Genomic DNA, 23,419 nt, shown 5'->3' with positions numbered 1-23,419 from the left:
ATATCAACATCTACCGATTTTATATTGATATTAAACGATCAAAAATATAAACATTTACCGAAATAAGATTTTTTAGTATTAACATTAGCCGATCTAAAAAAAAGGTAAGATCATTAATTTAAGTTAACTTATGATAATTAACCTAAATTGGTTATAAAACGATCAAAGCATTAGATAAATTATGAATTAAATACATAGTTTGATCATTGCGAAGTAACTAAACATTTACCGAAAAAAGTAGTTATTTACCGATATTTATACATAATTTATGTGACGAGCTATAGATATTTACCGAAATAATATAGACATCTACCGAAGTTGATGAGGTAAGTAAGGTTATCTGTTAAAATGATACTATCTCATTCTTAGGTAATGATCATGACGTTATCATCCAACTCTAGCCTGACGGTTATTAATGAAGAAGACCGAAAAAATCGGTTTATCTCATCGATTCTTTTCTCTCGAGCAACTATTTTTCATCCTGCTTCTCGTTTGACTTCAACGATGCAGTCAAAATTGATTCAAATTGCTCAGAGTGGTGGTACAGATCCAAATCACCCATTAGAGAGTGTTAATATTAATAGCTATGGGAAAAGCTTCAGGGTTGATCTACATGTAGATTATCTCCTACAACCTCATCGCGATATCCTCGAGACTATGCTGGCCTATGCTCAAACTATTCAACTCGACGATGCTTCTTATGAAGCGGGATCTCGTTTAAATTGGTCCCAAGTATATCAAACCATTTCTGATGGTGATATTTCTGACACTCAACAAGATGGTTTCGACTCTTTTATTGACCGGGATGCAACCGTTTTATCGATGAGTATGTATGAGCTAGCAACCCGAATGGGAATGGCGACAACTCGTCCGAACTACGATCAAATTGAGCGTCGTATTACTCAATTGGCAACGGCTCATTTGGTGATTAATGAACTCGATGAAGAACAGAACGTTGTAGGCAAAAAGCCCTTAGAATTTGTGCAAGATTACCGTTTCTATTGTGATCGAAGTAAATTCAAAACCGGCCGTAAAAACAGTAAGAATCTAACTAACCATGTATTCTTAGTGCCAGACATGCGCTTGCTACAAGCGATACGCGACCATGGTTACTATTATCGATTAGAACAACACAAAATGACCAACTATAGTAAACCGTCAGTTCGCTCATTCTTAAAATACATTACCACGCACAAAGCAGAATTTTTACATAACAAAAAGTTTGAATGGGCGCTCGATAGTTACATTCAGTCTATTGCTTCTAAAGTCAGCCATAGCTTCCGGAGCGATCTAAGAAAAGATTTGTTGGCCAATGCCGTGCAAATTGAAAAAGATTTTAGTCTTCAATTTCGCGATGTTGGTAATGGTATACAGATCTTTTATATTGGGGAGGGTAAATCATGATTACTCAATCTCTTGATAGCTTGATGTCTTCACCTGCGAGCCAAAGCCTAGAGTTCAGTATAAAAGGCTTACTCAAAGGGCATGTAGGTATGTTGATTGCCGCACCGAATGTCGGTAAATCTCACCTTGCACTTTGTATTGCGATGGAACACGCTTCTTCAATGTCTTTACTAGGGATGAGCGCGGCCGACAAACCGGCTAAAACCTTGGTACTGAGTTCAGAAGACGGGGCTGGCGTGATTCAATCTCGAATGAAAGAAAAGCTGGTTAATTGCACTGCCACCATTAAGTCAGAGCTAAAAAAAAATCTACATTTTTTAACGGACATTGAACCGATAGTGATCCCGCCCGACAGCTCTGCACAAGAAAAAGTAGAACATAAGCAGTATTTAGAACAACTCAAACAAATTTTCTCTGAATTCGATTTAGTGATAGTAGACACCGTGACTGAGTCAATAGGCCGTTGTGAGGAAGTCAAACACGATCGCTTAATCAAAAATGTCTTCCAAAGCCTTGCCAGTGAATCAGGCGCTAGTTTATTGCTTGTTCATCATGTGAATAAAGAGGAAATTCGTGGTAATCAAGAAATTACCATGGCATCTGGGGCTGGTTTAACGTCGATAATGCGATTAACAAAGTGCTTATTTACGTTAAAGAGAAACAAGGATTTCCTGTCGATTAAGTACCTTAAGAGTAATTATTTACCTGAAAATGAAAATCAAGGGTTTGCGGTTGAAGTAAGACAAAACCTTACGATTAATCCACAGGTATTCAGTTTGAAATCCAAGACGTCTAAGTCTGTTCGATCGGTGCAAAGTATTAAGCAAAATCCAAAAAAAATTACGCTGCCTGGAACTATCCCGGAACAAGAAGAAATTGAAGAGCGTAAAAACCTCAGAGACGTTTTGTAAGCTAGCTCTCACATTTTCAAAAAGCACCGAATTTCGGTGCTGTCTTTTTGTCTGACTCTGTTCGCACTTTCTTATATCCGTTCACTTTTTTGTCTACCTTAGATAATCTTATTTAAGGTGAAAACATGGTGAACTACGCATATTTAGGAGTCTCTTCAGACAACCAATATGTAGCAAACTAAAAGCACGGGCTCTATGACTCTACCAAAAAGGTTGGGATAGGTAATTTGGTGTTTGTAGAAGTCAGCCGTATTGCACGTCTTACCTCACAAGTGCTCAAAGCACTCTAAGTGAGCATGGAAAATAAAATCATCGTCTATATTGCTAATCAGAATTTGCAACTGGATGGTTCAATGCTGTGTCGGATAATGGCAACAGTACTAGGCGCCAAATTTGGTTTTACTCTAGGCTTATTTCATGAAAATTGTCTATGTCCGTGTCAGTACCCAAGACTAAACGTCCGACGTTCAAATTTAACAGCTAAACCAGTTGTTGGGCTTTGCGAGGGAAGGGGACATTATTCACGTTACCAAAGTCGATTGAATGGCGCGTAATACCATCGATGCATTGCAAATTACCGCTCAGCTCGCGCAAAAGAAAGCCGGTTTGGTTTTTCATGATTTGTGCTATTTGGAGCTCAATAGCTATGTAGGCCGGATCATTTACACCACCAAGATGGAAAGAAAACACATCTTGCAGCGCTGTAATGAGGGGGTTGGCACGAAAATAGGGCTTGTTTTTTCCAGCTTTACGTTTCATGAAAACGGTTGAGGGGACGTTTAAGTGTACTGGGTTTTGTTTTTATGTTCGATGCAGTTTTTAGGAGGCCGCATGACAGTTTGTCCCACAAGATCCGCCGAGACATATCTAGGTGAATTCGACCGATTTTGACTCCACCGTAAAGGCGGTTTAGGTACATGAGGTGCTCGTTAAGGATTTCGAATCTACCGACTCCATAAGACTAGAAGAAGGCAATCTAGGTTAAGGTGTCAGGATTATATATTGTGACGGCGTAACAAGTTTTGAGCCGATGCGAGAAGATTACGTTTGCGAAGAAAGTAGAAAGGACGAGAGAAACAACGTTCGCGTATCGGCCTCTTCTCTTTATGACGACTAGGAACAGGCTCTTAACGTCGATATCACGTTAAATAATCGTTAATGTTTACTTCATCAATTTGCTCAGGCTGTAAATAGTCATCAGTAAGACGTTTACAAACCCTCGAACTTAAAAAAAAAGCGAACAGAGCAGGGTCAACGCTTCAAAGAGATCGGCAATGGCCATGACTTTTGTGGTAAGAGGCATCTCTGAGCCCGTTAAGCCCATAGGTTACACTTACCATTAATTTTCTCATGGTGGCCTCCCGCAATTTTTGCCAAGTTTCGAATATGTCGTGGGAACGGTAGCTACTCCAAAATATGGATGGTTTGAACAATGTGATCGTTGATGATAAACCGTTCTTTCTCTGTTAACGTGCCGCTCTGAATACCTAAGTTGTGCATTTATCCTTTATTCGCCTGATATTGCTTCGGCTGGGTATTTATCTTTTTTCGTGTACTGCTTCATTTCTTCTGAAGATGTACCGAGTTGTTTACTTAAGGTTAGAGTCCACATTCGTGAGACGATATTAGGTTCAGTTGGTGTGATAAACTCTGCTCCCAAATTAAGCTGAGCTAAAAATTAAAAATATTGATTCAACTGTTCACAATTTTCTATTAGTTGCTTTCACCATCCAACTGGATACGCTTGCACCAAAGACTTCAATTTCGTAATTTCTTCCTCACGTTTAAGAAGCTTGAAGCGTATTCTTACTTCGTGGATCCGGTTATAAATCGCTTCCAGTTTTGTTGCTTTTTTGACCACACCTTCGGGTGTCGTGATTTTTCCACAGTTATGTAGCCAACTCGCCATTTTCAACTCTTGCCACTCTTTTTGAATTAAGAAAAAAGTGGTCAAAAGGCGGTAAGGTAGATTCTTGAGCTGCGCGAGTTAACCACTCGGCTAAGATTGGAACACGTTGGAACTGGTTTCTGTATAAAGGGATTTTTTGTCTAATAATCCTGCAATAAATTTGATGAATTGGTTAAGGAGTCATGTATGGTTTATGGTGTGCACGACATGGAAATTTGATTCGATAGGGACAGCAAGGAGTGCCTTGAAAAGACATTTATTGCCAGAGTTTGTGTGCTATCCCGTCAGTAGCCTTGATTCATACCATGTACAACGTTGATTTGATGAATTTAGTTGACTTAGGCTGGCGCTGCCAACCGTAACCTTGATGTGCTTCGTTCTATTTTTAAGTATGCTGTTCAGCAGCGTCTTGTATGGAGAATCCTTGTGATGGCATTAAGCAAAACCGTAAAAAATAGCTTAATCACACATCTTAAGTATGGAAGAGCCAAAGCAGCTTAAAATCGTTTTAAGGTGCTAAAATTGCTCCTTTTAATGGGTTGTCTAATTTAAGAGGTGACGGGGCTGAGATGGTCTTTTGTCAAAAATGATGAATGGCACCGCAGTTGTTAGGTCATAAGCGTATTCCGTCAACGCTTCGTTTGCCCATGTGAATGATGCGCAAGTATCGCTATCTTCTGAGGCGATAGGGGAAGTCATTCGTGGAATATTATCAGGTCAGTTTATGAGTAAACCTAAAAATCGAAAAGTGAGAGCATCCAAACCTAAACAGACGAGCTCCCAAGCGCAGAGGAAGACTTATCAAAGCAATGCCAACACGTACTGATGAGGAAGTTGAACGGTTTAGGTATCTGTGTTGATATTAGGATGTTAATTGAGTCGATTCTCGGGCGATAACTCACTCTAGTAAGGGCTAATTTTCAAAGTGATAGACGCAGAAGTGTCTTAATATTAACCAACAATAGTCTGGTAAGTGTGTTACCTTGGTTTTTATCCCTACCGCTTAGTAGGGACTTCTTTTCTTTTCCGAACTCGCATCTCGGCACTCCTTAGTTGCCCTCCTAAGCCTCACCGCAGGCTTTAATTATGTCCATTTCAACCCAAAAGTTAAGAAACATCTTCAAATTCACTAGAATTGAAAATTTCAAAACCAACTACAATGTAACTCATATTGCTCCTTGCCTACCACTTGCTCAGAAAGTGAAACCTGTCATCCCTTCGGCAATTATATATTGCGAAGGTAATTTCGGTGAAATTGATGGTAAAACCGCTAATGGGCTAGTGAGGCATTCATTAAGCTATCGTATTCTATCGGTTATTGATAGTGTATCTGCCGGCTTAGATGCTGGAGAAGTACTTGATAACAAAGCCAATGGAATACCGATCCTTGCCAATGCTGAAGAAGCTATCATTCACGCGGAAAGCATTCCCGATTACTTCATTTTTGGCATTGCGCCATCAAGTGGTTTTTTATCTGACTTAGATAAAAGCATCATTTTAAATGCCATGTCACTAGGAATGAACATCGTAAATGGCTTGCATGAATTCCTAACTGATGATCCTCTATTTTTAGAAGCTAGCTTAAAGAATAACGTTCGAATATTCGATACTCGCAAACCCAAAAGTAAAGGCGATCTGAAAACGTTTAGCGGCAAAATACACAACGTTAAATGTCCGAGAATTGCTGTAATGGGGACGGATTGCGCGCTAGGAAAACGAACAACAGCAACAATATTGGCGAATGAACTGACTAGAAAAGGCCTTAACGTCGTTCTGATTGCCACTGGTCAAACAGGTATTATGCAAGGCGCACAATACTGCGTTGCACTCGATGCTGTCCCTTCACAATTTTGTGCCGGTGAGTTGGAATCTGTCATTGTACAGGCCTATGAAAAAGAAAATCCGGACCTGATTATTATTGAAGGGCAAGGAGCCTTGAGTCATCCTGCGTTTTCAACCAGCGCATTTATCTTACGTGGCAGTTGTCCAGCGGGTGTGATATTGCAACATGCTCCTAAACGTTTATATCGTAGTGATTTTCCTGATTGCCCAATGCCTTCGATTGCTTCAGAAATCAATCTTATCGAAACGTTTTCTAATACCGATGTTATTGGACTAACACTGAATCATGAAGATATGTCTTTAGATGAAACCTGTCGTGCGATAGACAGCTACACTACCGAATTTGGTATACCGGTTACTGATGCATTATCACAGCCTGTCGAACATCTACTGCACATCGTAACGTCAGCCTTCCCTATGATAGCAAGAAAACTGGCCGCAAAAGGGTGAACTGCCCTAGATTAGACATTGATTGTGGGAAGATTCACCATAACGCTCAGTACCTGATCACTCAGCTCTCACTAAAAAATATATCCGTTACACCTGTAACAAAAGTCTTCCTCGGCCACCCTATCATCGCACAAGTTCTTATTGATGCTGGCGCAACAATGTTAGCCGATTCAAGAATGGAAAACCTTCAAAAGATGACTGAATCAGGCATTGCTATCCCTAAAATGCTGATACGTACGCCCATGCTAAGTCAAGTGGCGAGTGTAATAAAATACAGTGATATGAGTTTAAATTCTGAAGTTGAAGTAATTCAGAGGCTTTCACATGCAGCGGAACAACAAAATTGCCGTCACGGTATCATTATTATGGTTGAGCTTGGCGATCTCAGAGAAGGTGTGATGCCGAATCGCGTGATTGATTTTATCCGAGAGATTATTTCTTTACCGAACATCACGATAAAAGGAATTGGTGCGAATTTAGCCTGTCGGTATGGCGTCGCTCCAAATGAACAAAATATGAATATTCTTTCTGATCTTGCCGATGGAATTGAAGCTACATTTGGGGTCAATCTAGAAATTATTTCAGGGGGTAATTCTGCTTCAGTTAACTGGGCTCTTCAGAGAACAGGCTTAACTCGAGTCAATAACCTTCGTATAGGAGAAGCAATTTTTTTAGGCTGTGAGCCTTTAGAGCACGAAAATATCAAAGGCTTACATACGGATGCGGTTTCTTTGACCGCTGAAGTGATTGAATCCAAGATTAAACCGACTTTGCCTTGGGGAAGTCGGGGGTTAAATGCTTTTGGTGAAAAAGAAAACCTTCAAGATAGAGGGGAGGTATCACAAGCTATTCTGGCATTAGGCCGCCAAGATGTTTGTGTCAGCGGGCTTAAGGCTCCGAATGGGATTAAGATCATGTCTTCAACTAGCGATCACTTTGTCCTTGAATCCTCACAGAAACCACTACTTGTAGGGGAAAAAGTCACATTCAGTTTAGATTACAGTGCGCTCTTATCTTCTATGTCTTCACGTTATATCCATAAATATTTTAAGGCACCTAAAGGGAGAAGAAGCGCATAATGCTACGAACAACAGTAATTTTCTTCGTCAGTGTCATGCTTAACGGTTGTCAGATAAGCCCAATAAAATCTAATGGGCTTGCCGATTATAGAGCGACGGTTATCTCAAGCCAACTGCCACAAGAGTTAGGCTCAATCACACTCGTAAATGCTCAGTCAGAGGGCAATAGTGTCACTCTTATTTTCGTAAAAAAGAAAACTTTGAATATGGACAGCTTAGTAGAAAAAGTCGCCGTTAGTTTTTGTGACAACATCGAAATAAGACCACTATTAGAGAGGGGGGTCTCTTATCGAATCATTACCTTAGGCAAAAATGATAACGTAGAAAGCCTTAACGTCATTTCTCTAGCTAAGTGCTCTAATTGAATGCTCAGCAGTCGAATGGATAAAAGCCAATACGAGTTGTTCAATGTACTAAATGACACTATTTTATTAAGGTTTGACCGCCTTACGCCTTGGGAAAAAAACTTTATCACGGACCTACACCACAAAGCTTTAACTAAGCAGCTCATTTCAACGAAACAAGAACAACTTGTCTTAAAAATTTCAATGAAAGCCTACAAATCAAAGAAGAAAATCGAACATTCCAACTTTTAATTTAAGCCTGTATATACTTAATCGGTTGTTGCTTTCGCATTTGGCTTGGAAAAGAAAATTGCTGGCTGTTGGAAGTCATCAAAATCCATTTCATGAGACTCTGTTGAGTTCTTGTCTTTTTCTCAAATTGAACTTCAAGGTCTGTTTTTCTCTGAATCTGCTTAACACGGCTAAATATCCTATTTTGCGAAGAGACCTCGCAACCCCGGAAGTAGAGAAAATCACTCGATCTTAGTTTGTTATCAAGAATGGCTCAGTTAAGTAACGCAAGCTACATCCAACTACTATCAATCTCTAGTTTGGTTTTGATCCGCCAAATCTCTTCAAGCCGAAAGGAAATGTCGGATAGACGGCACCTGTTACCAGGTGCCACCCTCCTCAGAACCGTGTGCAACTTTCACTGCATACGGCTCAAGCCTCCACAAAGGCACAGTGAAGCACCCAGTAATTAAATCGTTATAGGACTAGAGCGAGACCAAAAGTTGATCGCAACATTAGCTCTTCGTGTTAATTACCTTTGCGATACGCACTTGAAGCTTTAATACCTCGCCAATGAGCACTCAGTAATTGAGAGACCACGGTTCGTTGTAAGAAGATGCACTAATTTCATTCGAAATCATCATTTGCTTTTCTTCTTCAATAAAGTTCTTCAAACTCTTTCGCAACGGGAGACCAGTTAGAAGTCAGCTCGCTTTCGCGCCAGATAAAAATCTGTATCCACTTCATTACAAAGCGGCATTTGCTTTCTCTAACCTCCTTTACCTGCATACCTATCGGCCACCTTCACAGGTAGCTTTCCCATAGGGAGGTATACAGGCTTACCCTGTTCCGTATGTCGCGTAAAAATGTCAACTTAGATGCCCACAATGGTGCGGAGAGTACAATGACCACGAAAGAGCATTGTCCAATCTCTTTCCGACTCTCGTTGCCTTTTGGCTACAGCGTATTAACCACTTCCGCTGTTTCATCACATAACGCGCCTTAAATGGATTCACATTACATTCATCATATTGACTCCCTAGCACTCACCCGATTTTGAGGTTATCAGGAGGAACATCCTCTCACGATTTTGCTCCCGCACAGCCTAACGACCAAGCTTCGTTACGTTGTCAGAGCCGCTGCTTTATTCAGGCTCTTAGGGTCATCTGGTGATACAGATGGTTCACTCTGCGTGGTGAACAACGCTTCATACGACTTCAGGTCGCACGGACAATTATGAGTTAGATAAATTGCAGTACAAATAAAAAGAGGTCTCCTTTACCTGTATTAGTTCCTATTAGCTCTGATAGGTCCCGAGGCGATAAGTGGGGGGACGTAAAGCAAACAGAACCAGCGTGGTAGGTCACGTCGATTCAGTGATTTAGTTATTACTACCACTGCGTTAATGGTGAAACGAGTCTTCTCTATGCCATTGAGATCGCTGCAAGGGTCTATCGATTCAATATTTAGGCTAGCTTCATGTTCCGTTGAGCTGCCCACATAACAAAAGTATCATTCGCCATGCAAAAGAGGTAGATATCTCATCTAAAACAAAAGCAAGAGGCGCAATGCTGTGCCTAGCCATTGAGTAGAGAGGCATCAAGGTTTATGGTGAAGGTAAGTAGGAAGTAAAAAACCTTGTTCAGATGGGAAGCTTAGAGTATGGCGAAAGTTACACTTAGCGGTCGATACCAAGACGCCGGAAATCCTTGCTGCTGAGTTAAGTTTATCTAATGTTACCGGTGGAGAAGTGCTCCCGAACTTACTCAAATAAACACGCCGAAGTCTCATAGAGGTATCTGGCGATGGCGCTATGACACGAGGTCTTGTTACTATGCAATTCAGATTAAACTCGCGTTTGAGCTCATCCCCCTCCCGAAATCTCGCGGCTGGTTGCCCGGAGGTGTCCGGTTCCAATAAGTATTGGAAACAGCGGTCTGGTTATCACAAACGTTTACTTTCATAAACTTAGACATGCTCAAAGCGCTGTAGAAGCTTGGGATGCCTGAAACCTGTCGTATTGATTAAAAAGCATATCAAACGGTGAAAAATGGTCTCTCAACTGAATTACGCGACAAAGCGGCCGTGCTTTATTGTCTTCTATTTCACCCATCCTTCCAAAGCGCATCAAATTCTTGGGCTTCAAGGATGTCTTCAATGCGGCGACGAACTTTGGTCTGCTGCTTTAATTTTTCTGGCACGGTTTTACTTGGATATGGTAAGGCGTGGTTGGGTTTAAGCGGTATTTCCATGCGCTGATGGGCTGGTACGGTTCTTTTGTCCATGAGGTGTTCTCCTTATTATGAATCAATCCCACTATTTTAATATTTTGGCTGATGTCGTTCTCTTCAAGTTCATTCTGGGTGCGTGCTTGACGGGGCCAGAATGAACTTGAGGTGTAATGTATTTGGCGATGTGGTCAATTTCTTTTTTAACGACTTTGCTTTGAGTGGACGTTTTCAAAACAAGGTCTTCTGGATGTCTTGGAACCAATCCAAATTCAATTGAACTTCTGCGAGTCGCTTTTTGAGGATAAGGGTTTGACGAGCGTTTAATTGCGGTTGTTTCAAGGTTCGTTCGTAATATTGACATACCGTGAGGGTGGTTTTGATGCTGAGGTCTATCTCACGGCTTAATTCTGTTGGTGCGAGAGAATGATTCATCAATTTTATACAAAACGAATCTCTATGCTGACAGGTGGCCACCGGTGTCGATAGCCAGTTAATTAGCGCTTGTTTACCAAGTTCGGTGATAGTGAAAGCGTTGCCTTTTGAAGCACAGTTCGCATGCGCTTCTATCCATCTTTCTTTGTGCAATACCTTAATCTCTCGATAAGTATGCTGTAGGACGGCGCTCCAATAATGGGATTTGTTGATTTCTTTGGTGACGCTGTAACCTGAGTGGGGGTTTTCATTTAAATACGTCAATATGACGTAACGTAGTGACATCTTTTTAGTTCCTTCAATTATTACAATGCGGTCGGCTTGAATGCGCTGAGATGTTAAGTGAAACGACTTTCATCATTATTGGGACGATTATTAACCTGACGTCTTTATGCTTCTTCTTGTCAGCTATCGCAAGAGGTTGAAGGGTAATTAATAATTAATAATTAATAATTATCCGTTTTTTGATTTTGAGTTGTTGATAGGCTTTGTGGTAACCATACCGCTCTTTCCAATATTTATTTGAGCCGTATAACTTCTAGCTGCCCATTGCGAGATTTCTAGGATGGCCACGCTCCCAGAAGGCTGCCCCTTCTCTTGGGGGGAATAAGCGCAACGGCTCGCTTAATCTTAATAGCAGCGTGACACGATCTCGTGTCGTAAGCGCCATCACCAGATACCTCAAGGGTGCTTTGACGTGTTTGTTTCAGTAAGTTCGGAAGAACTTCGCCATAAACCTTAAGGCCAGTAGCATCAATGGCTAGGTACTGTATTGCTCCTCTCGTTTTAGTCTTAAATGAGACCTCAACTTGCTTTGTTCTACGACTGATGCAAGTGTAATGCGGACAACTTAATGGAACATGGGCAAGTCTAAATATCGAGTCGATAAATCCTTGTAGCGCTCTCAGTGGCCGCGTTTCACCATGAGCGCTGTCGTGAGAGCTAAATCACTAAACCACTAAACCGACGTGGTCTCCCGCGCTTATTCGGTTTGCTTTGCGCCCACCTGCTTATCGTCTCTTCATCAATCCATGAGGCTAAGAAGGAGAGTGAATGTAGTTGCTCAGATCATAGGTTGCTGACTTATTTCCATTGAGTTGCGCAAAAAACCGAGGGGAATAAATTAAATCATAAATTAATTGTTTAATTGATGGGTTTTAAGCATTTTATCAAGATGATTACAGTCGTCACATTTATTTTAGTCATTATTATAGTTTCAAAGGATATTTGAGTGGAAACTCCAACTAGTTATATTTGTATTGTTATCGTTGTTCTGGGTCGCGCCTTAAGAGATGACTGCAAAGGTATATTTTTCAGACGTAATAAATTGTTTATTCATTTGCAGATAAATTTGGATAAATAGTTATCTTCCCTCATTAAAAAACGGAATTTAAGCGTTATTCTTTGATTTTTATAAACTCGAATCTAGCATGAAAACTTTAATTTATGAGGATACATTCATCATGCAATATGGACAATCAAGGATTGACGCTGCTTTTCAGAATTTTATAGACAGTTTAACTCAAGCAGATATTTGTAAGCTTCAATCCCAATTTTCAAAAAAGCCTCTGGTTTGCATCGCCGATATACTGCCAGAAAATTTGTGGCTTGAATTGAGTGAGGAAGCATCAAACTTAGTGGAACATTATGGCAAGCGAAAAAGTTTGGTTGTCAAAGAAACTTCGGATACCGAACGTAACATGATCACAGTAGGAAATACCATCTGCCGTGAAAATTCGCCTTTAATTGCCGCCATTTATGATTCTAGACCATTCCGACGCTTTCTCTCACATATAGCTGGTGAAATCGTTCACCAATGCCCAATTGAAGATGAGCAAATTGCAATCTCATTACTTGAGCGGAAAGGTGATACTCATGGGTGGCATTGGGACGATTTCAGTTTCGGTCTTGTTTGGTTAATTGATATTCCGGACGCGTCGTGTGGTGGGTTCACGCAATGTATTCATAATACTAAGTGGGATAAAAAAAATCCCGCGGTTTATGACGTCATTACTAATAATGCCATTGAGTCTTATCATTTCAACAAGGGCGGTTTTTATTTTTTCAAATCCGGAACGACATTACACAGAGTGCACCCTCTGACAAAAGATTCACGTCGATTGATCGTTAATATGGATTGGGCTTCAACGAGTGATCTTGAAAGAGAGCTGTCCATTGAGACAACTCTAGATATCTATAGTTAGGGACGACATTATGAAGCACAGTAACAGATCACGTCACACTATTATCAAGGAGCTCGCCACTTACATTTCGGGTGGAGCAAATTCACCAGGGCGAAAATTCTCTGAAGTAACCACGCCAATGATCATAGCTGATAAAGCGAGTGGTTCATATATTTGGGATTCTGAGGGTACTCGTTATGTCGATTTTATAATGGGGTTAGGTCCCTGTTTGCTGGGTCACTCACCCGATTGTGTGGTTGACGCGATCAAAGAGCAGGCATCTAGGGGATTGGTACTTGGCTTAACTCATAGGAGTGAAGCTGAGCTTTCAAAGATAATAGTTAACTCTTCAAAGCACATAGACAAAGTTCGTTTCACCTGCAGCGGTACTGAGGCTGTAATGACTGCCCTACGTATAGCTAGGGGGATTACACAGAAACAAATAGTGGTGAAGTTTTCCGGTGGGTACCACGGTCATTGTGACACTATATTAAGTGGTGCTAATAAGAAGGAAATTTCTGATAATTTCGGCACGGACGGCATACATTCAAGTTTCAAAAACGCCACAATTACTTGTCGATATAATGATATAGAGCAGATTAAATCGATTTTTAGCCAGTACAGTGATGAAATCGCTGCAGTGATCATTGAGCCCGTTGCCACTAATATGGGGTTAGTGCCAGCGCAAATAGAGTTCTTAAAAACACTGAGAGTATTATGTTCTAAACAAAATTCACTGCTGATTTTTGATGAAGTTGTCTCTGGATACCGATTTGGGTTTGGTCCGGTTTCAAATGAGTTGGGAATTTATCCAGACCTTACAACATTTGGCAAAATAATAGGTGGTGGTCTAGCAATTGGCGCATATGGCGGCTCAGATTCTGTTATGGCGCAAGTTAGTAATGAAGGTGGTGTATTCCAAGGTGGGACCTTCGCTGGGAATCCACTGACAATGACCGCAGGGATTAGTACGTTACGCTCATTAGAAGATGGAAGTGTCTATGAAGGACTTGACGCGATTACTGACGTTTTTACAAGAGAGTTGAGTTACAAATTTAAAGAGTACGGTATCAACTTCAATGTTGTAAAGAAAGGACCATTGGTTAGCTTAATACTTGTTGAGTCGTTGACTAATCTCACCTCTTTGGATGACGTCCAGAAGCAAGATCAAACCATTTTTTCCTCGCTACATCAAAAACTCTGTGAGCAGGGCTATTTAATTCCACCAACGATAGAAGAGCCACTGTTCTTCTGTAGTCAACACACGGAGCAGCAAATACTTGAGTTAGCTCAATTAATAGCCTTTCATTTAAACACCATATGCCACGAGTAAGTTATGTCATCTAATATTGTATTAAAAAAAATACTACATCAATCTCAACTCTCCCCTGATGCTGTAGCGATTAAACAAGGTAGTAAAAGCATACGTTACGTTGATTTAATATGCCATGCTCAGGAATTGTCAAGTGAGTTACTAGAAGCTGGTCTTTCCCCAAGAACTATTGTGCCTATTATTTCACAAGGGGGAATTGACTATGTTATTTCATTGTTGGCGGTTTGGATGACCGGTGGTGCTTTTGTTCCCTTAGATGTAGATACCCCGAAGGCCAGAATGGCCAAAATGTTAAAGACTATTGATTCCGAGATAGTTATAGCTACTACCAAGCAATATGCCTGTCAGACGAGTATATATTACGACCATACTGTAAATTTGCCAACCCAGAATATTACGTTTGAATTACCTGAACCTGGAGCTATCTCGTATGGTTTTTTTACATCAGGAACCACTGGCGAGCCAAAGTGCTGCCTAAATCAGCATGCAGGGTTAGCCAACCGGTTTGACGTCATGTCCAAAGCTTTTCAACTTGAGCTGGGTGATGCAGTTTTACAAAATAGCAAACATACTTTTGATTCATCACTTTGGCAATTGTTGTGGCCGTTAACGACTGGTGGCAAAGTAGTTATTCCAATGCGAGAAGGGATTCTTGATATACAAGCAACATTGGATACTATCAGGGAAGAGCAGATTGTAATGGCAGACTTTGTCCCTTCTGTTTTAGGGGTTTATCTACAGTATATGGCTTCTAGGGCCAGAGGGAGTGACTACTTTAAGTCTTTTAGGAATATTCTTGTTGGGGGAGAAGAGGTATCTCTCAAGTTGATAAAAACTATTAGGTTATTGTGTCCATGGATCCAAGTCACTAATACATATGGACCAACAGAAGCTTCCATTGGCTTCGTGTTTCATCACTTTAACGGGAACGAGGAGAATAGTGTTCCACTGGGTCTTCCTATAGCCAACACTAGTTATGTAGTGCTGGACGACCAACTCAACGAAATAAATAAACCAGGTGTCTTGGGACAAATTGCTGTGTTAGGTGTTGGTTTAGGGCTCGGTTATCTTGGTCTTCCAGAATTAACAACTCTCAAGTTTAGAAGTATTAGGCGTAGTTCAGGCGATTATGAACCCTGTTATCTAACGGGTGATATAGGAAGCCTTGAGAATGGGGTCTTATTTTTCCATGGGAGAGAAGATAGCCAGGTCCAATTGAATGGAGTTCGTCTTGAGTTGACAGAAATTGAAATGGCGCTCGAGGCTATTCCAAGCATTTCATGCGCTAAAGTCGCCGTAGATGAAAATGCTAACTCTAAACAAATTTTGGCGGTGGTAACTGGGAGTTCGGCCGTAGATGAAAAAGATGTACGCCAAACGTTGTCTGAAAGTTTACCTTCGGAGTTCATACCCCAAAGAATAGTAAAAGTAGATGATTTTCCAAGAAACAACAACGGAAAGATCGAGAGAGCCAGTCTTCTGAAGCTTTTCAAGGACACTGAAGCAGAGTGCAGCCTTATCCCCGAACTTGTTAATATTCTGTCCAACTATTGTGTCTCTTCTGACATCGCGCCAGAAAAGAGTTTTGAGGAACTAGGGATTGATTCAATCAATCTGCTCTGCATAGCCATAGATATTGAAAAACAGCTAGGGAAAAGGATCTCATCTAAAGACATAGCCAGTATATTAACGATTAGTGAATTGGAATCTTCGGTTACCAGTAGCTCGACTAAAGAATTCAGGACCAATATTGAAATGTATTCAGGACCAGTTAGTCACCTATCATTTACTGAATCCGTTTTTATTTCTGGAGCAAGTGGTTATTTCGGGGTTCATTTATTATGTGAATTGCTCGTAGAGAGTAGTCATAAAGCAACTTGTTTGGTGAGAGCAAGTTCTGACGAAAACGCAAAGTTAAGGTTAATTGATTGTGCAAAACAGTACAAAATTGAGAATCAAATTGATTGGAAGCGTGTAACAGTCGTAGCTGGTGATATCACGCAAGATAAGATGGGATTATCTTCGGAAAGGTATGATCAGTTGGCTCTTCATACTTCTCATATTCTTCATACGGCGGCAGTCGTTAACTTAAACAAGAGCTCAGAAGCATTACGTTTAACTAACGCAGAAGGTGTAACAGAAGTATGCAAATTTGCTCTTCGTGCAAACGCACGTAAATTTCACTACGTGTCGAGTCTGGCTGTTGAAAAATTGATAAACAATAATTCGAGCGCTGAAGTGAGTGGGTACGCCCAGACTAAGTTTGAAGGAGAAAAGCGAGTCACAGAACTCACTAAGTTTAATATAGAAGTATCGATTTCGAGAGTAGGGGAATTGATGCCATCAGACAAATATAAAGTGCCGAATAGCAATTCTTTATTAGTTTCCTCTTTACGTGTCTTTAAGTCGCTAAACCAACTTGTTATCAACCATGGTAATGTATCTTATACGCCAATCGATGTAGCTTGCTCGGCGATAGTCTCAATCTTTAATTCTAAATTAGAGATTTCTTATCCCCCCCAAATATTGGCTCTTTATCCTAGTAAAAAAGTCGATTTTAGGTATCTGCTTGAGAGCCTTCTTCCAAGTCAGGTTTCTATACAATACAAAGAACCCCAAAATATTATTGATCAGATAATCACAAAATCATCGGTTTCAACCTTGGAGAAACACGATATTTTGATTCTTGATGCGTTGATGAGTGCCAACGAAAACGAACAGTGGCACCTGTTCGATAAATCTAGTGAGCACTTAGAACCGAGAAAATCAGCGCATTATTGGCCACTTATTGATAATGATTATTTACATCGAAACTTAAAGGAAATCTGATAATGATAATTGAATACACCTGTAATACTCTTCCTGAACGTCAGGATGTCTTTGAACTTTATCAATCTGTAGGTTGGAGTTCGGCACATAAACTTGATGAACTTATGCTCGCCCTTAATGGGGCTCACACACTGTACTGCGCCTACTCAGAAGGACGCTTGGTCGGTCTAGTAAAAACTATTTCCGATGGCTATTTAGTTGTGTACGTGAGCCATTTGTTAGTACTTCCAGAGTATCAATCGAAAGGTATTGCCAGTGAATTGATGAGCAAGACCATGAAAAAATACCAACACTTCCATCAAAAAGTTTTACTTGGTGATAATCAAGCATTTAGATTCTACGAGAAGTTTGGCTTTCATGTTGCAGATATTAAACCTATGTGGGTTTACGTAGGCACAGACCATTAAAAGGCAATGGCATGGACATTACCACAATCTTATTATTTACAGCTTCAATTACGCTACTATCAATAGTACCTGGTCCAAGTGTGTTGCTAGTGATGATTCAAAGTATGGGGGTCGGGCTTAAGTCGGGTTTAATAACGACCTTAGGAATTGTCATAGGTGCTATGTTATTTTTTAGCATTGCATATTTTAGCATCAATACGGCACTTGCTCAGAACGGCGTCCAAGGAATCTATCACTTCGTACAATTTGTTAGTGCCATATACTTAGGGTGGATAGGCTATAGTCTAATTATTGCGGCTTCTCCTCATTTAAGTGAAACCGATATCTCAACGTCTGATTTCTCAACAAAGGAATTTTTTGCCGGGCTATCTATAGCTATGGGGAACCCAAAAACTATCCTTTTTTATGCTTCTATCTTACCTAGTTTTGTTGACCTTACGAATAGTAATATCAGTGATTATATGATCTGTTTGGGGATTGTCGGTATTTCGACGGCACTAGTGCTTTCGATGTATGCTGTCATTGGTTACTGGATGCGGGCACATATAGTGTCAAGATACATTGAACAGTGGGGCAATAAAATTGCAGGATTTTTCTTTGTTTTAATGAGCCTTTACCTTATCTATCTTTTTTCGACGAGTCTATAAATTGGGGAAGCGTAACTGTTTGTAGAGTCTTTTCTTTCACAAAAATTTGGTGAGGGAAAAGTTGTCTTACCTTCATATGAATAAGTGTTTTCCTATTTGATAAGGGTGCTCTACACTTGTCAGACTGACTGGTTTGCTAAGTGACAAGAAATTACTGGACTTAGATATTCAAGTGCACTGTGCCTTCTTGTTCGGTAATAATTAACCTCGATGTATTCGAAGAGTGCTTGGCGCAGATCTTCTCTCGTCATTATCGGCTCGTATTGGACGTTCTATTTTCATTAAGTGGAAAAACTGGCGTTGACGCCCCTATATCAACACTTACGTCATAACTGAAAGGTCTTTGAATGTAATTGGGTAAAGTTAACGAACTATATAATGTTTCAAACACCTTTGTATTTCCTTTATTGAAAGCCCTTTCCGCTTTACTACATATAATCTTGTTTTTGACTAATATTGTTCTAGCTGCATTTTCAACCGCAAGCTCTTTCTCACTTAACTCAGAGTCAAAAACTCTTGGTGTGGCTCATGCTTTTTCCTTGAATTAGTAAAGATGATAATTTTTCAATATAAATAAAACATAAATTATTTAAATGTTCTTATTGATTGATTGAAATAGTCTATTGTCAGTTTTACCAATTTTTTAATTCCATCAAAATTTTCAAAAAATCATATTTTAGGCGGGGGAATGGACAATGAAGTTTAAAATAAGCACTATTGGACTATCAATCGGAGCGGTATTATTTGCCAATAGTGCTAACTCTTTCTATTTTATTTTGGATGAGGGGGAAGCATGTAAAACTACAACTCTTGAAAAAGAGGTTGATGATTTTCAAGAGGACATCTCACCGATATCAGAAAAAGAAACTCCCATTGGCCAAAAGATTACTAATGAAGAAATTGGTGAGGTTATACCAGAATTTGAAACCGGAGCAATGGAGTTGGCAGAGAAAATTGGTGGAGCTATTGGCGTTGTAAGTGGTGGATTAGAATTGCTTGACGGCATAGAAAATAAAAATGCTGATGAAATCACTGGTGGTGCCGTTCTTTTGGGCTCCTACATAGCCCCGGAAATTGCAGGGGAAGTTATCGGCTCAATTTTCTCCGAGTCAATTGCGGAAGCTATAAACCCAGTTATAGGTGTTCTCATCGCTGAAGGGATTGCAATTTATGGTGATATAAAAATGGCTGGGGTCATCAACAAGATGGAAGAGTCCGATCGCACTTTGATGGGTGTCTACTCAAAAGCAATTGATAAAACAGACGCATCACTACTAAAGCTTAAAAAAATAATCCGAGGTGATAATGATGAGATTTATAATTATGAATATAAACATTTTGGAGAATTAACAGTTGAATTATATAAAAACAGTTTCCACAAATTAGCATATAGATTGATTAATGATAATTACTCTAATAGAGTAGATAAATATTTCAAAGATAACACAGTATCCACCCCAATAACCACGCAATTCGTTTCAAGTGAATTACCAGTAACTATTAGCCACCTAATCGGATTAAAGGAAAATTTAAAATACTGGTATTCAACCTCATTGACAGGGAAGAAATACATAAGCAGTTTCGGACATGTCCCATTAAATAATGCAAATTTCCATCCATCATATGAAGGCACAAACAGCATCCGATTTTCAAAATCGATAAAAAATGTTGCAATACCAAATATGCGTTGGTTGAATGATGTATTTTTCCCAGTTTTAGAGAGGACAGTAGATGTAATATATGACAATAGCGATCATCTTGTTGTTGAATTCAAAGATATGCTTACAGATACAAAATTTATCCATAGTCTTCAGGAATCAATGATAGCCCCATATAATGATGTTCTAAAAAAATACTATTCTTGGTTATATTTTGGGCATCATATTTTGAAAAACCTTGATTATTCAGAGGTAAAGATTGAAGAAGGTTTTCTTATTTTTATATCGATATTTATGCCAATTGAAAGCTCAATAATTCAAGGCTCTGTCATGAATGATATTAAATCCAAAATTGATGTTGCTCCATTTATTTTTGCCATAACAAAGTCACTAATTAGCCAAGGCGTCGATGTGACTGATGAGACCAAGTTTACAAAATTAATTAATGATGCATATTCGAAAATTGGAGAGGAACATTCCACCCTTAAAAACAAAATTATGAGTTCTTATCATGCAGCTAAAGACCTGGTTAATACTAAATTAGTAGATAAATCAGAAATTTCATTAAAGCCAATCAGTCAAGAAAAATTAAATTCGCTTATTGAGAAAATCGATAAACATGTGGCTGATGGAAGCCTAAAGAAAAAGGTAGATGTTGCATTAAATGATGCTGTTTCATTAATGAGTCTACAAGGTGGTGATAACTATGAGACATCATTACGATTCATTGATTATGCTCAAATGACTAGCTCTATTCAAAATAGTTACTTTAACGTTGTGGGCGCATTAATCGATAATTACGTGAAGAAGCTACAAAAGTTAAGTGATTGGGAAAATGAAGCCGCTGCTGTAATCTTGAGCGATTTACGTGACGACCTGGTTGCGCTAAATAAAAACAGTAAACTCGTAAATTACTCTTCTCAAGAAGTACATAAATATTCAAGCGGAAACTTTGATTGGCTAGCGTTTAACTCAACTCCTTTTTTAGATGAAGATAATAATAAAATAATTAGGTACCTTGATGACACTATCAATTTATGGGTTCCTGTTTCTCAAACAGGACCACCCATGCGCCTGCATCACGCCAATTAGGTCGAATATTGTGATGGGAGCAGGGAAAAAGTATCTTAGATAAAGTTTTAAAAATGATTTTTTTGAGTTGATTAACTAAAAATCAAGACTATAGGAAGAGGCACTAGTTTAATTAAATCAAAGGATAATCCATTTTGATGTCTAACGTTCGAGCGACCTAAGGTTAAGAGCAAGCGTATTTCTCTTGCGTCATGTTATCCAGACAACATTGTAAATACTAATGTGGTTCTTAAAGGTGCAGTGCTAAACAGATAGAAGTGTGGTGAGAGATTTTAAGTCAAATAATCCGAACGTTAGGTGAATATCCGCTTTTGTAGTTTCTGATGTTATTGAGGGGAATTACAATGGGTTGGCTTCTCCTTTCCCCGGATTACCATAGACCAATTACTCCTTGAAGAGGTGAATCATGATGGGAAGAAAATATAAAATTAAATATCTTATAAATACATTTTTGATATTGCTACTCTCTGCAATTTCATTTAGCTCGATGTCTGGGAGTCTTGAAATTGATGTAACTAAAATAAATCCAAGTGAATTAGACTCGATCAGGCCGAAAATAATAATTCAAAATGGGGAGGCAAGGCTTTCAAAAGTCGGTTTCTCTACTGAAAAGTTAGTTTTAGATAAACCCTTGGAACATTCAGAAGCTAGGAAAAAGCTATATGAGAATGTAAAAAGTATGCTTGAAAAGAACAAAAATATTTTGGCTGATATTGAGGAAGGTAAAATACCATTTCCAAATGAAAGTACTAAAAGTAGCGTAACAGAGGCTTTGCAGTTCAATGACGATTTTTTAGAAAGTGCCTCTGATACCTTGGGCTCAGATGTAATAGATTCTAATAAATTATACTTTTCAACTTCATATAAAGGTGAAAATGTAGTGATTAGTGAGGTTAAGGATTGGACTGCATTAGAAAAAAGAAGCATATCTCAAGTGATGTCAGACCCCGATAACATTGTTAACACTAGGCTTAATAGACCGGGAGCGGTTAAAAGAGCGAGTGTTGAAAATGGTAGGGAGATAATTCGAGATTTAAAGAAAGGCGGAGGTGAAATAAAGAAGGTTACTGCTTTTATGATCTCGGATGTTCTTGAGACTAATTATCGAAGGATGGGTTTTTCAACACCTAACTGCTTTTAGTTAGGCATTACATGGCGCAAGAGGTCGCTAAAGCCAAACTGAAAGAGATAATTATGATGTCAAAGCAAGCAGAAGAAATATATAGATAACTCGCATTAAAATTGGATTTTTATGACAGAATAAAGCCCACCCATAGCACATATATATTGAATCAACTTGAAGGTGCAGGTTTGAGTACCTAAAAATTATCATTAATCTGAGATGCCAAAGAGCCTGCGATCTCTGGAAGAGTCACAGAAAAAATTGGTCTATCGCCGCCTTGAAGTCTCGTTTAGTTTTGAAGTAAACGTTGTTTCTCGACTTCTCGTGGCTTTGTTGCAGTACTCAACCCACTTTGTCTTTTGACATCATTAAGCGACTCGGTAGCTGTCGGGCATACCAAGCTGTGTAAATCATGCCGCTAGCATCATTTCCTGTTGTTGTTTTCAAAGTCTCTACTGTGTAATTGGGGACCTAATGCAGATACGCCACTAAATTTCTCATCCTTTTAGGATTGCGAGCGTCGACAGCAAGCAGATTATCTTTGGGAGGAATGATTATATCGGCTTCAGGAAATTTGCTCGATAATGCGTCCTAGACGTCATCGGTATCGTCCATTTTATCCGCTGAAACATGGTCTGCATCTATATCAATTTTTTCACACAGTGCCCCTACGGCCCCTCATTCGGTTTATATGTGGATTTGAATGCGGGCTTCTTAAGACCTAGTTGAGATAAGCGCTTAGAAGGAGAGGTATAGTCTGGACAGGCTAGATCTGCGTCCCCCATTCTTTTTAATAGATTATCGATGAGACCTTGAAGTTGGCGTAGGGGCTGTTTGAAGACCAGTCTCAAATAATGTCACGCTCTTATTGTGCTATCAGGGTATTGGGGATGAGCCTGTTCCATCATAAGTGCGTTGCTCACTCTGCCAATTATCCATAATGTCGCCTGATAATCAGATATCAATCCGCCCTCGGTCACGCAATATAATTGGTTTGTCGGTAGGTGTGTTTTTTTGAAGTGTTGACGCCTGGATTGATTGTGTTTGTAAGGTATGATTATGAGAGTGAATACATCAAGGTATGATAAGAATATAGGAAAAGGCTCTCAACTCAAAAATTGGCGATTAAATGAGCGCTTCAACAAAGCCGCTCAAGAGCGACAAGAAAACTTTGGCACATTGAGAGCCAGAGTCCTGGGCGTTAGACGTTATTTTCAAAGAAGATTAGCAACGTTGTATTTATGCAGTAGGCTCGGTGCTGAAATTAGAATTCAAGGTTATTCTTTTTTTAATATAATTTACATTAACTTATTA

The 23,419-nt window shown here is 39.5% G+C and carries 17 protein-coding genes and 8 pseudogenes; 17 read left to right on the top strand and 8 right to left on the bottom strand.

What is annotated here, in order from left to right:
* Positions 1–378 precede the first annotated feature (378 nt).
* The 4 genes and pseudogenes from AB4323_RS22755 to AB4323_RS22740 all read left to right on the top strand — a co-directional run.
* Positions 379–1,404 (top strand): hypothetical protein, encoded by a 1,026-nt coding sequence (locus AB4323_RS22755; RefSeq protein WP_016800063.1) that lies wholly within the window; start codon positions 379–381, stop codon positions 1,402–1,404.
* On the top strand, positions 1,401–2,315 hold the full coding sequence (locus AB4323_RS22750; protein WP_017103257.1) for an AAA family ATPase: 915 nt from the start codon (positions 1,401–1,403) through the stop codon (positions 2,313–2,315). Before AB4323_RS22755 ends, AB4323_RS22750 begins: the two co-directional genes overlap by 4 nt.
* A 125-nt stretch (positions 2,316–2,440) precedes the next feature.
* A pseudogene (locus AB4323_RS22745) lies at positions 2,441–2,701 on the top strand (resolvase); the annotation flags it as partial.
* Between the two features lie 91 nt (positions 2,702–2,792).
* Positions 2,793–3,029: pseudogene (locus AB4323_RS22740) on the top strand (recombinase family protein); the annotation flags it as partial.
* A 1,009-nt stretch (positions 3,030–4,038) separates the two neighbouring features.
* On the opposite strand, the gene AB4323_RS22735 reads toward AB4323_RS22740, so the two are convergent.
* Positions 4,039–4,224, bottom strand: a complete 186-nt coding sequence (locus tag AB4323_RS22735; protein WP_017103258.1) for a hypothetical protein — start codon at positions 4,222–4,224, stop codon at positions 4,039–4,041.
* A 1,086-nt stretch (positions 4,225–5,310) separates the two neighbouring features.
* Between AB4323_RS22735 and AB4323_RS22730 the strand changes: the two genes are divergently transcribed.
* The 4 genes and pseudogenes from AB4323_RS22730 (at position 5,311) to AB4323_RS22715 (ending at position 8,191) form a co-directional block, all read left to right on the top strand.
* Positions 5,311–6,516, top strand: coding sequence for a DUF1611 domain-containing protein (locus AB4323_RS22730; RefSeq protein ID WP_017103259.1), 1,206 nt, complete (start codon positions 5,311–5,313; stop codon positions 6,514–6,516).
* Positions 6,513–7,638: pseudogene (locus AB4323_RS22725) on the top strand (alanine/ornithine racemase family PLP-dependent enzyme). The gene AB4323_RS22730 and the pseudogene AB4323_RS22725 overlap by 4 nt, the downstream one beginning before the upstream one ends.
* The gene (gspS2, locus tag AB4323_RS22720) at positions 7,595–7,960 is read left to right on the top strand and encodes a type II secretion system pilot lipoprotein GspS-beta (RefSeq protein WP_016800069.1); all 366 of its coding nucleotides are present in this window, start codon (positions 7,595–7,597) and stop codon (positions 7,958–7,960) included. The pseudogene AB4323_RS22725 and the gene gspS2 overlap by 44 nt, the downstream one beginning before the upstream one ends.
* Positions 7,961–8,191 (top strand): hypothetical protein, encoded by a 231-nt coding sequence (locus tag AB4323_RS22715; protein ID WP_016800070.1) that lies wholly within the window; start codon positions 7,961–7,963, stop codon positions 8,189–8,191.
* Positions 8,192–8,204: 13 nt separating this feature from the next.
* Here AB4323_RS22715 and AB4323_RS22710 read toward each other — a convergent pair.
* Positions 8,205–8,564 (bottom strand): annotated as a pseudogene (locus AB4323_RS22710) (hypothetical protein); the annotation flags it as partial.
* A gap of 960 nt (positions 8,565–9,524) precedes the next feature.
* Between AB4323_RS22710 and AB4323_RS22705 the strand changes: the two are divergent.
* Positions 9,525–9,674: pseudogene (locus AB4323_RS22705) on the top strand (transposase); the annotation flags it as partial.
* 601 nt (positions 9,675–10,275) lie between these two features.
* Here AB4323_RS22705 and AB4323_RS22700 read toward each other — a convergent pair.
* From AB4323_RS22700 to AB4323_RS22690, 3 genes and pseudogenes are all read right to left on the bottom strand, one after another.
* Complete coding sequence (locus AB4323_RS22700; protein ID WP_016800071.1) at positions 10,276–10,455, bottom strand: hypothetical protein; 180 nt, start codon at positions 10,453–10,455, stop codon at positions 10,276–10,278.
* A gap of 174 nt (positions 10,456–10,629) precedes the next feature.
* The gene (locus AB4323_RS22695) at positions 10,630–11,118 is read right to left on the bottom strand and encodes a PadR family transcriptional regulator (protein WP_102428398.1); all 489 of its coding nucleotides are present in this window, start codon (positions 11,116–11,118) and stop codon (positions 10,630–10,632) included.
* Positions 11,119–11,374: 256 nt separating this feature from the next.
* Positions 11,375–11,874: pseudogene (locus AB4323_RS22690) on the bottom strand (transposase); the annotation flags it as partial.
* A gap of 389 nt (positions 11,875–12,263) precedes the next feature.
* Here AB4323_RS22690 and AB4323_RS22685 point away from each other — a divergent pair.
* The 5 genes from AB4323_RS22685 to AB4323_RS22665 are packed head-to-tail and all read left to right on the top strand — an operon-like array spanning position 12,264 to position 18,232.
* Complete coding sequence (locus tag AB4323_RS22685; RefSeq protein ID WP_229648115.1) at positions 12,264–13,037, top strand: hypothetical protein; 774 nt, start codon at positions 12,264–12,266, stop codon at positions 13,035–13,037.
* Between the two features lie 10 nt (positions 13,038–13,047).
* Complete coding sequence (locus AB4323_RS22680) at positions 13,048–14,349, top strand: aspartate aminotransferase family protein (RefSeq protein WP_229648114.1); 1,302 nt, start codon at positions 13,048–13,050, stop codon at positions 14,347–14,349.
* 3 nt (positions 14,350–14,352) lie between these two features.
* The gene (locus AB4323_RS22675) at positions 14,353–17,178 is read left to right on the top strand and encodes an AMP-binding protein (protein WP_229648113.1); all 2,826 of its coding nucleotides are present in this window, start codon (positions 14,353–14,355) and stop codon (positions 17,176–17,178) included.
* A gap of 2 nt (positions 17,179–17,180) precedes the next feature.
* On the top strand, positions 17,181–17,585 hold the full coding sequence (locus tag AB4323_RS22670) for a GNAT family N-acetyltransferase (RefSeq protein WP_229648112.1): 405 nt from the start codon (positions 17,181–17,183) through the stop codon (positions 17,583–17,585).
* A gap of 11 nt (positions 17,586–17,596) precedes the next feature.
* Entirely contained in the window at positions 17,597–18,232 is a 636-nt protein-coding gene (locus AB4323_RS22665; RefSeq protein WP_229648111.1) for a LysE family translocator, read from the top strand.
* Between the two features lie 119 nt (positions 18,233–18,351).
* Here the strand turns inward: AB4323_RS22665 and AB4323_RS22660 are convergent.
* Positions 18,352–18,526, bottom strand: a pseudogene (locus tag AB4323_RS22660) (IS3 family transposase); the annotation flags it as partial.
* A gap of 401 nt (positions 18,527–18,927) precedes the next feature.
* On the opposite strand from AB4323_RS22660, the gene AB4323_RS22655 reads away from it, so the two are divergent.
* Both AB4323_RS22655 and AB4323_RS22650 read left to right on the top strand, forming a co-directional pair.
* Positions 18,928–20,982: a hypothetical protein gene (locus AB4323_RS22655; protein WP_371729309.1), complete on the top strand. Its 2,055-nt coding sequence runs from the start codon at positions 18,928–18,930 to the stop codon at positions 20,980–20,982.
* Positions 20,983–21,388: 406 nt separating this feature from the next.
* A complete protein-coding gene (locus AB4323_RS22650) occupies positions 21,389–22,123 on the top strand; it encodes a hypothetical protein (protein ID WP_132968965.1) in 735 nt (244 codons plus the stop codon).
* A gap of 178 nt (positions 22,124–22,301) precedes the next feature.
* On the opposite strand, the pseudogene AB4323_RS22645 reads toward AB4323_RS22650, so the two are convergent.
* Together AB4323_RS22645 and AB4323_RS22640 are read right to left on the bottom strand one after the other, a co-directional pair.
* A pseudogene (locus tag AB4323_RS22645) lies at positions 22,302–22,432 on the bottom strand (IS630 family transposase); the annotation flags it as partial.
* Between the two features lie 341 nt (positions 22,433–22,773).
* Positions 22,774–22,956 (bottom strand): transposase, encoded by a 183-nt coding sequence (locus AB4323_RS22640; RefSeq protein ID WP_229648109.1) that lies wholly within the window; start codon positions 22,954–22,956, stop codon positions 22,774–22,776.
* A 208-nt stretch (positions 22,957–23,164) separates the two neighbouring features.
* On the opposite strand from AB4323_RS22640, the gene AB4323_RS22635 reads away from it, so the two are divergent.
* Positions 23,165–23,419: hypothetical protein (locus AB4323_RS22635; protein ID WP_372153410.1), on the top strand; the 255-nt coding region annotated here is incomplete at its 3' end.

The sequence above is a fragment of the Vibrio sp. 10N.261.52.C11 genome, from assembly GCF_041471405.1.
Taxonomy (GTDB): domain Bacteria; phylum Pseudomonadota; class Gammaproteobacteria; order Enterobacterales; family Vibrionaceae; genus Vibrio; species Vibrio crassostreae_C.
Note: the sequence above shows the minus strand (reverse complement) of the source record. Positions and strands in the feature narration are given on the sequence as shown.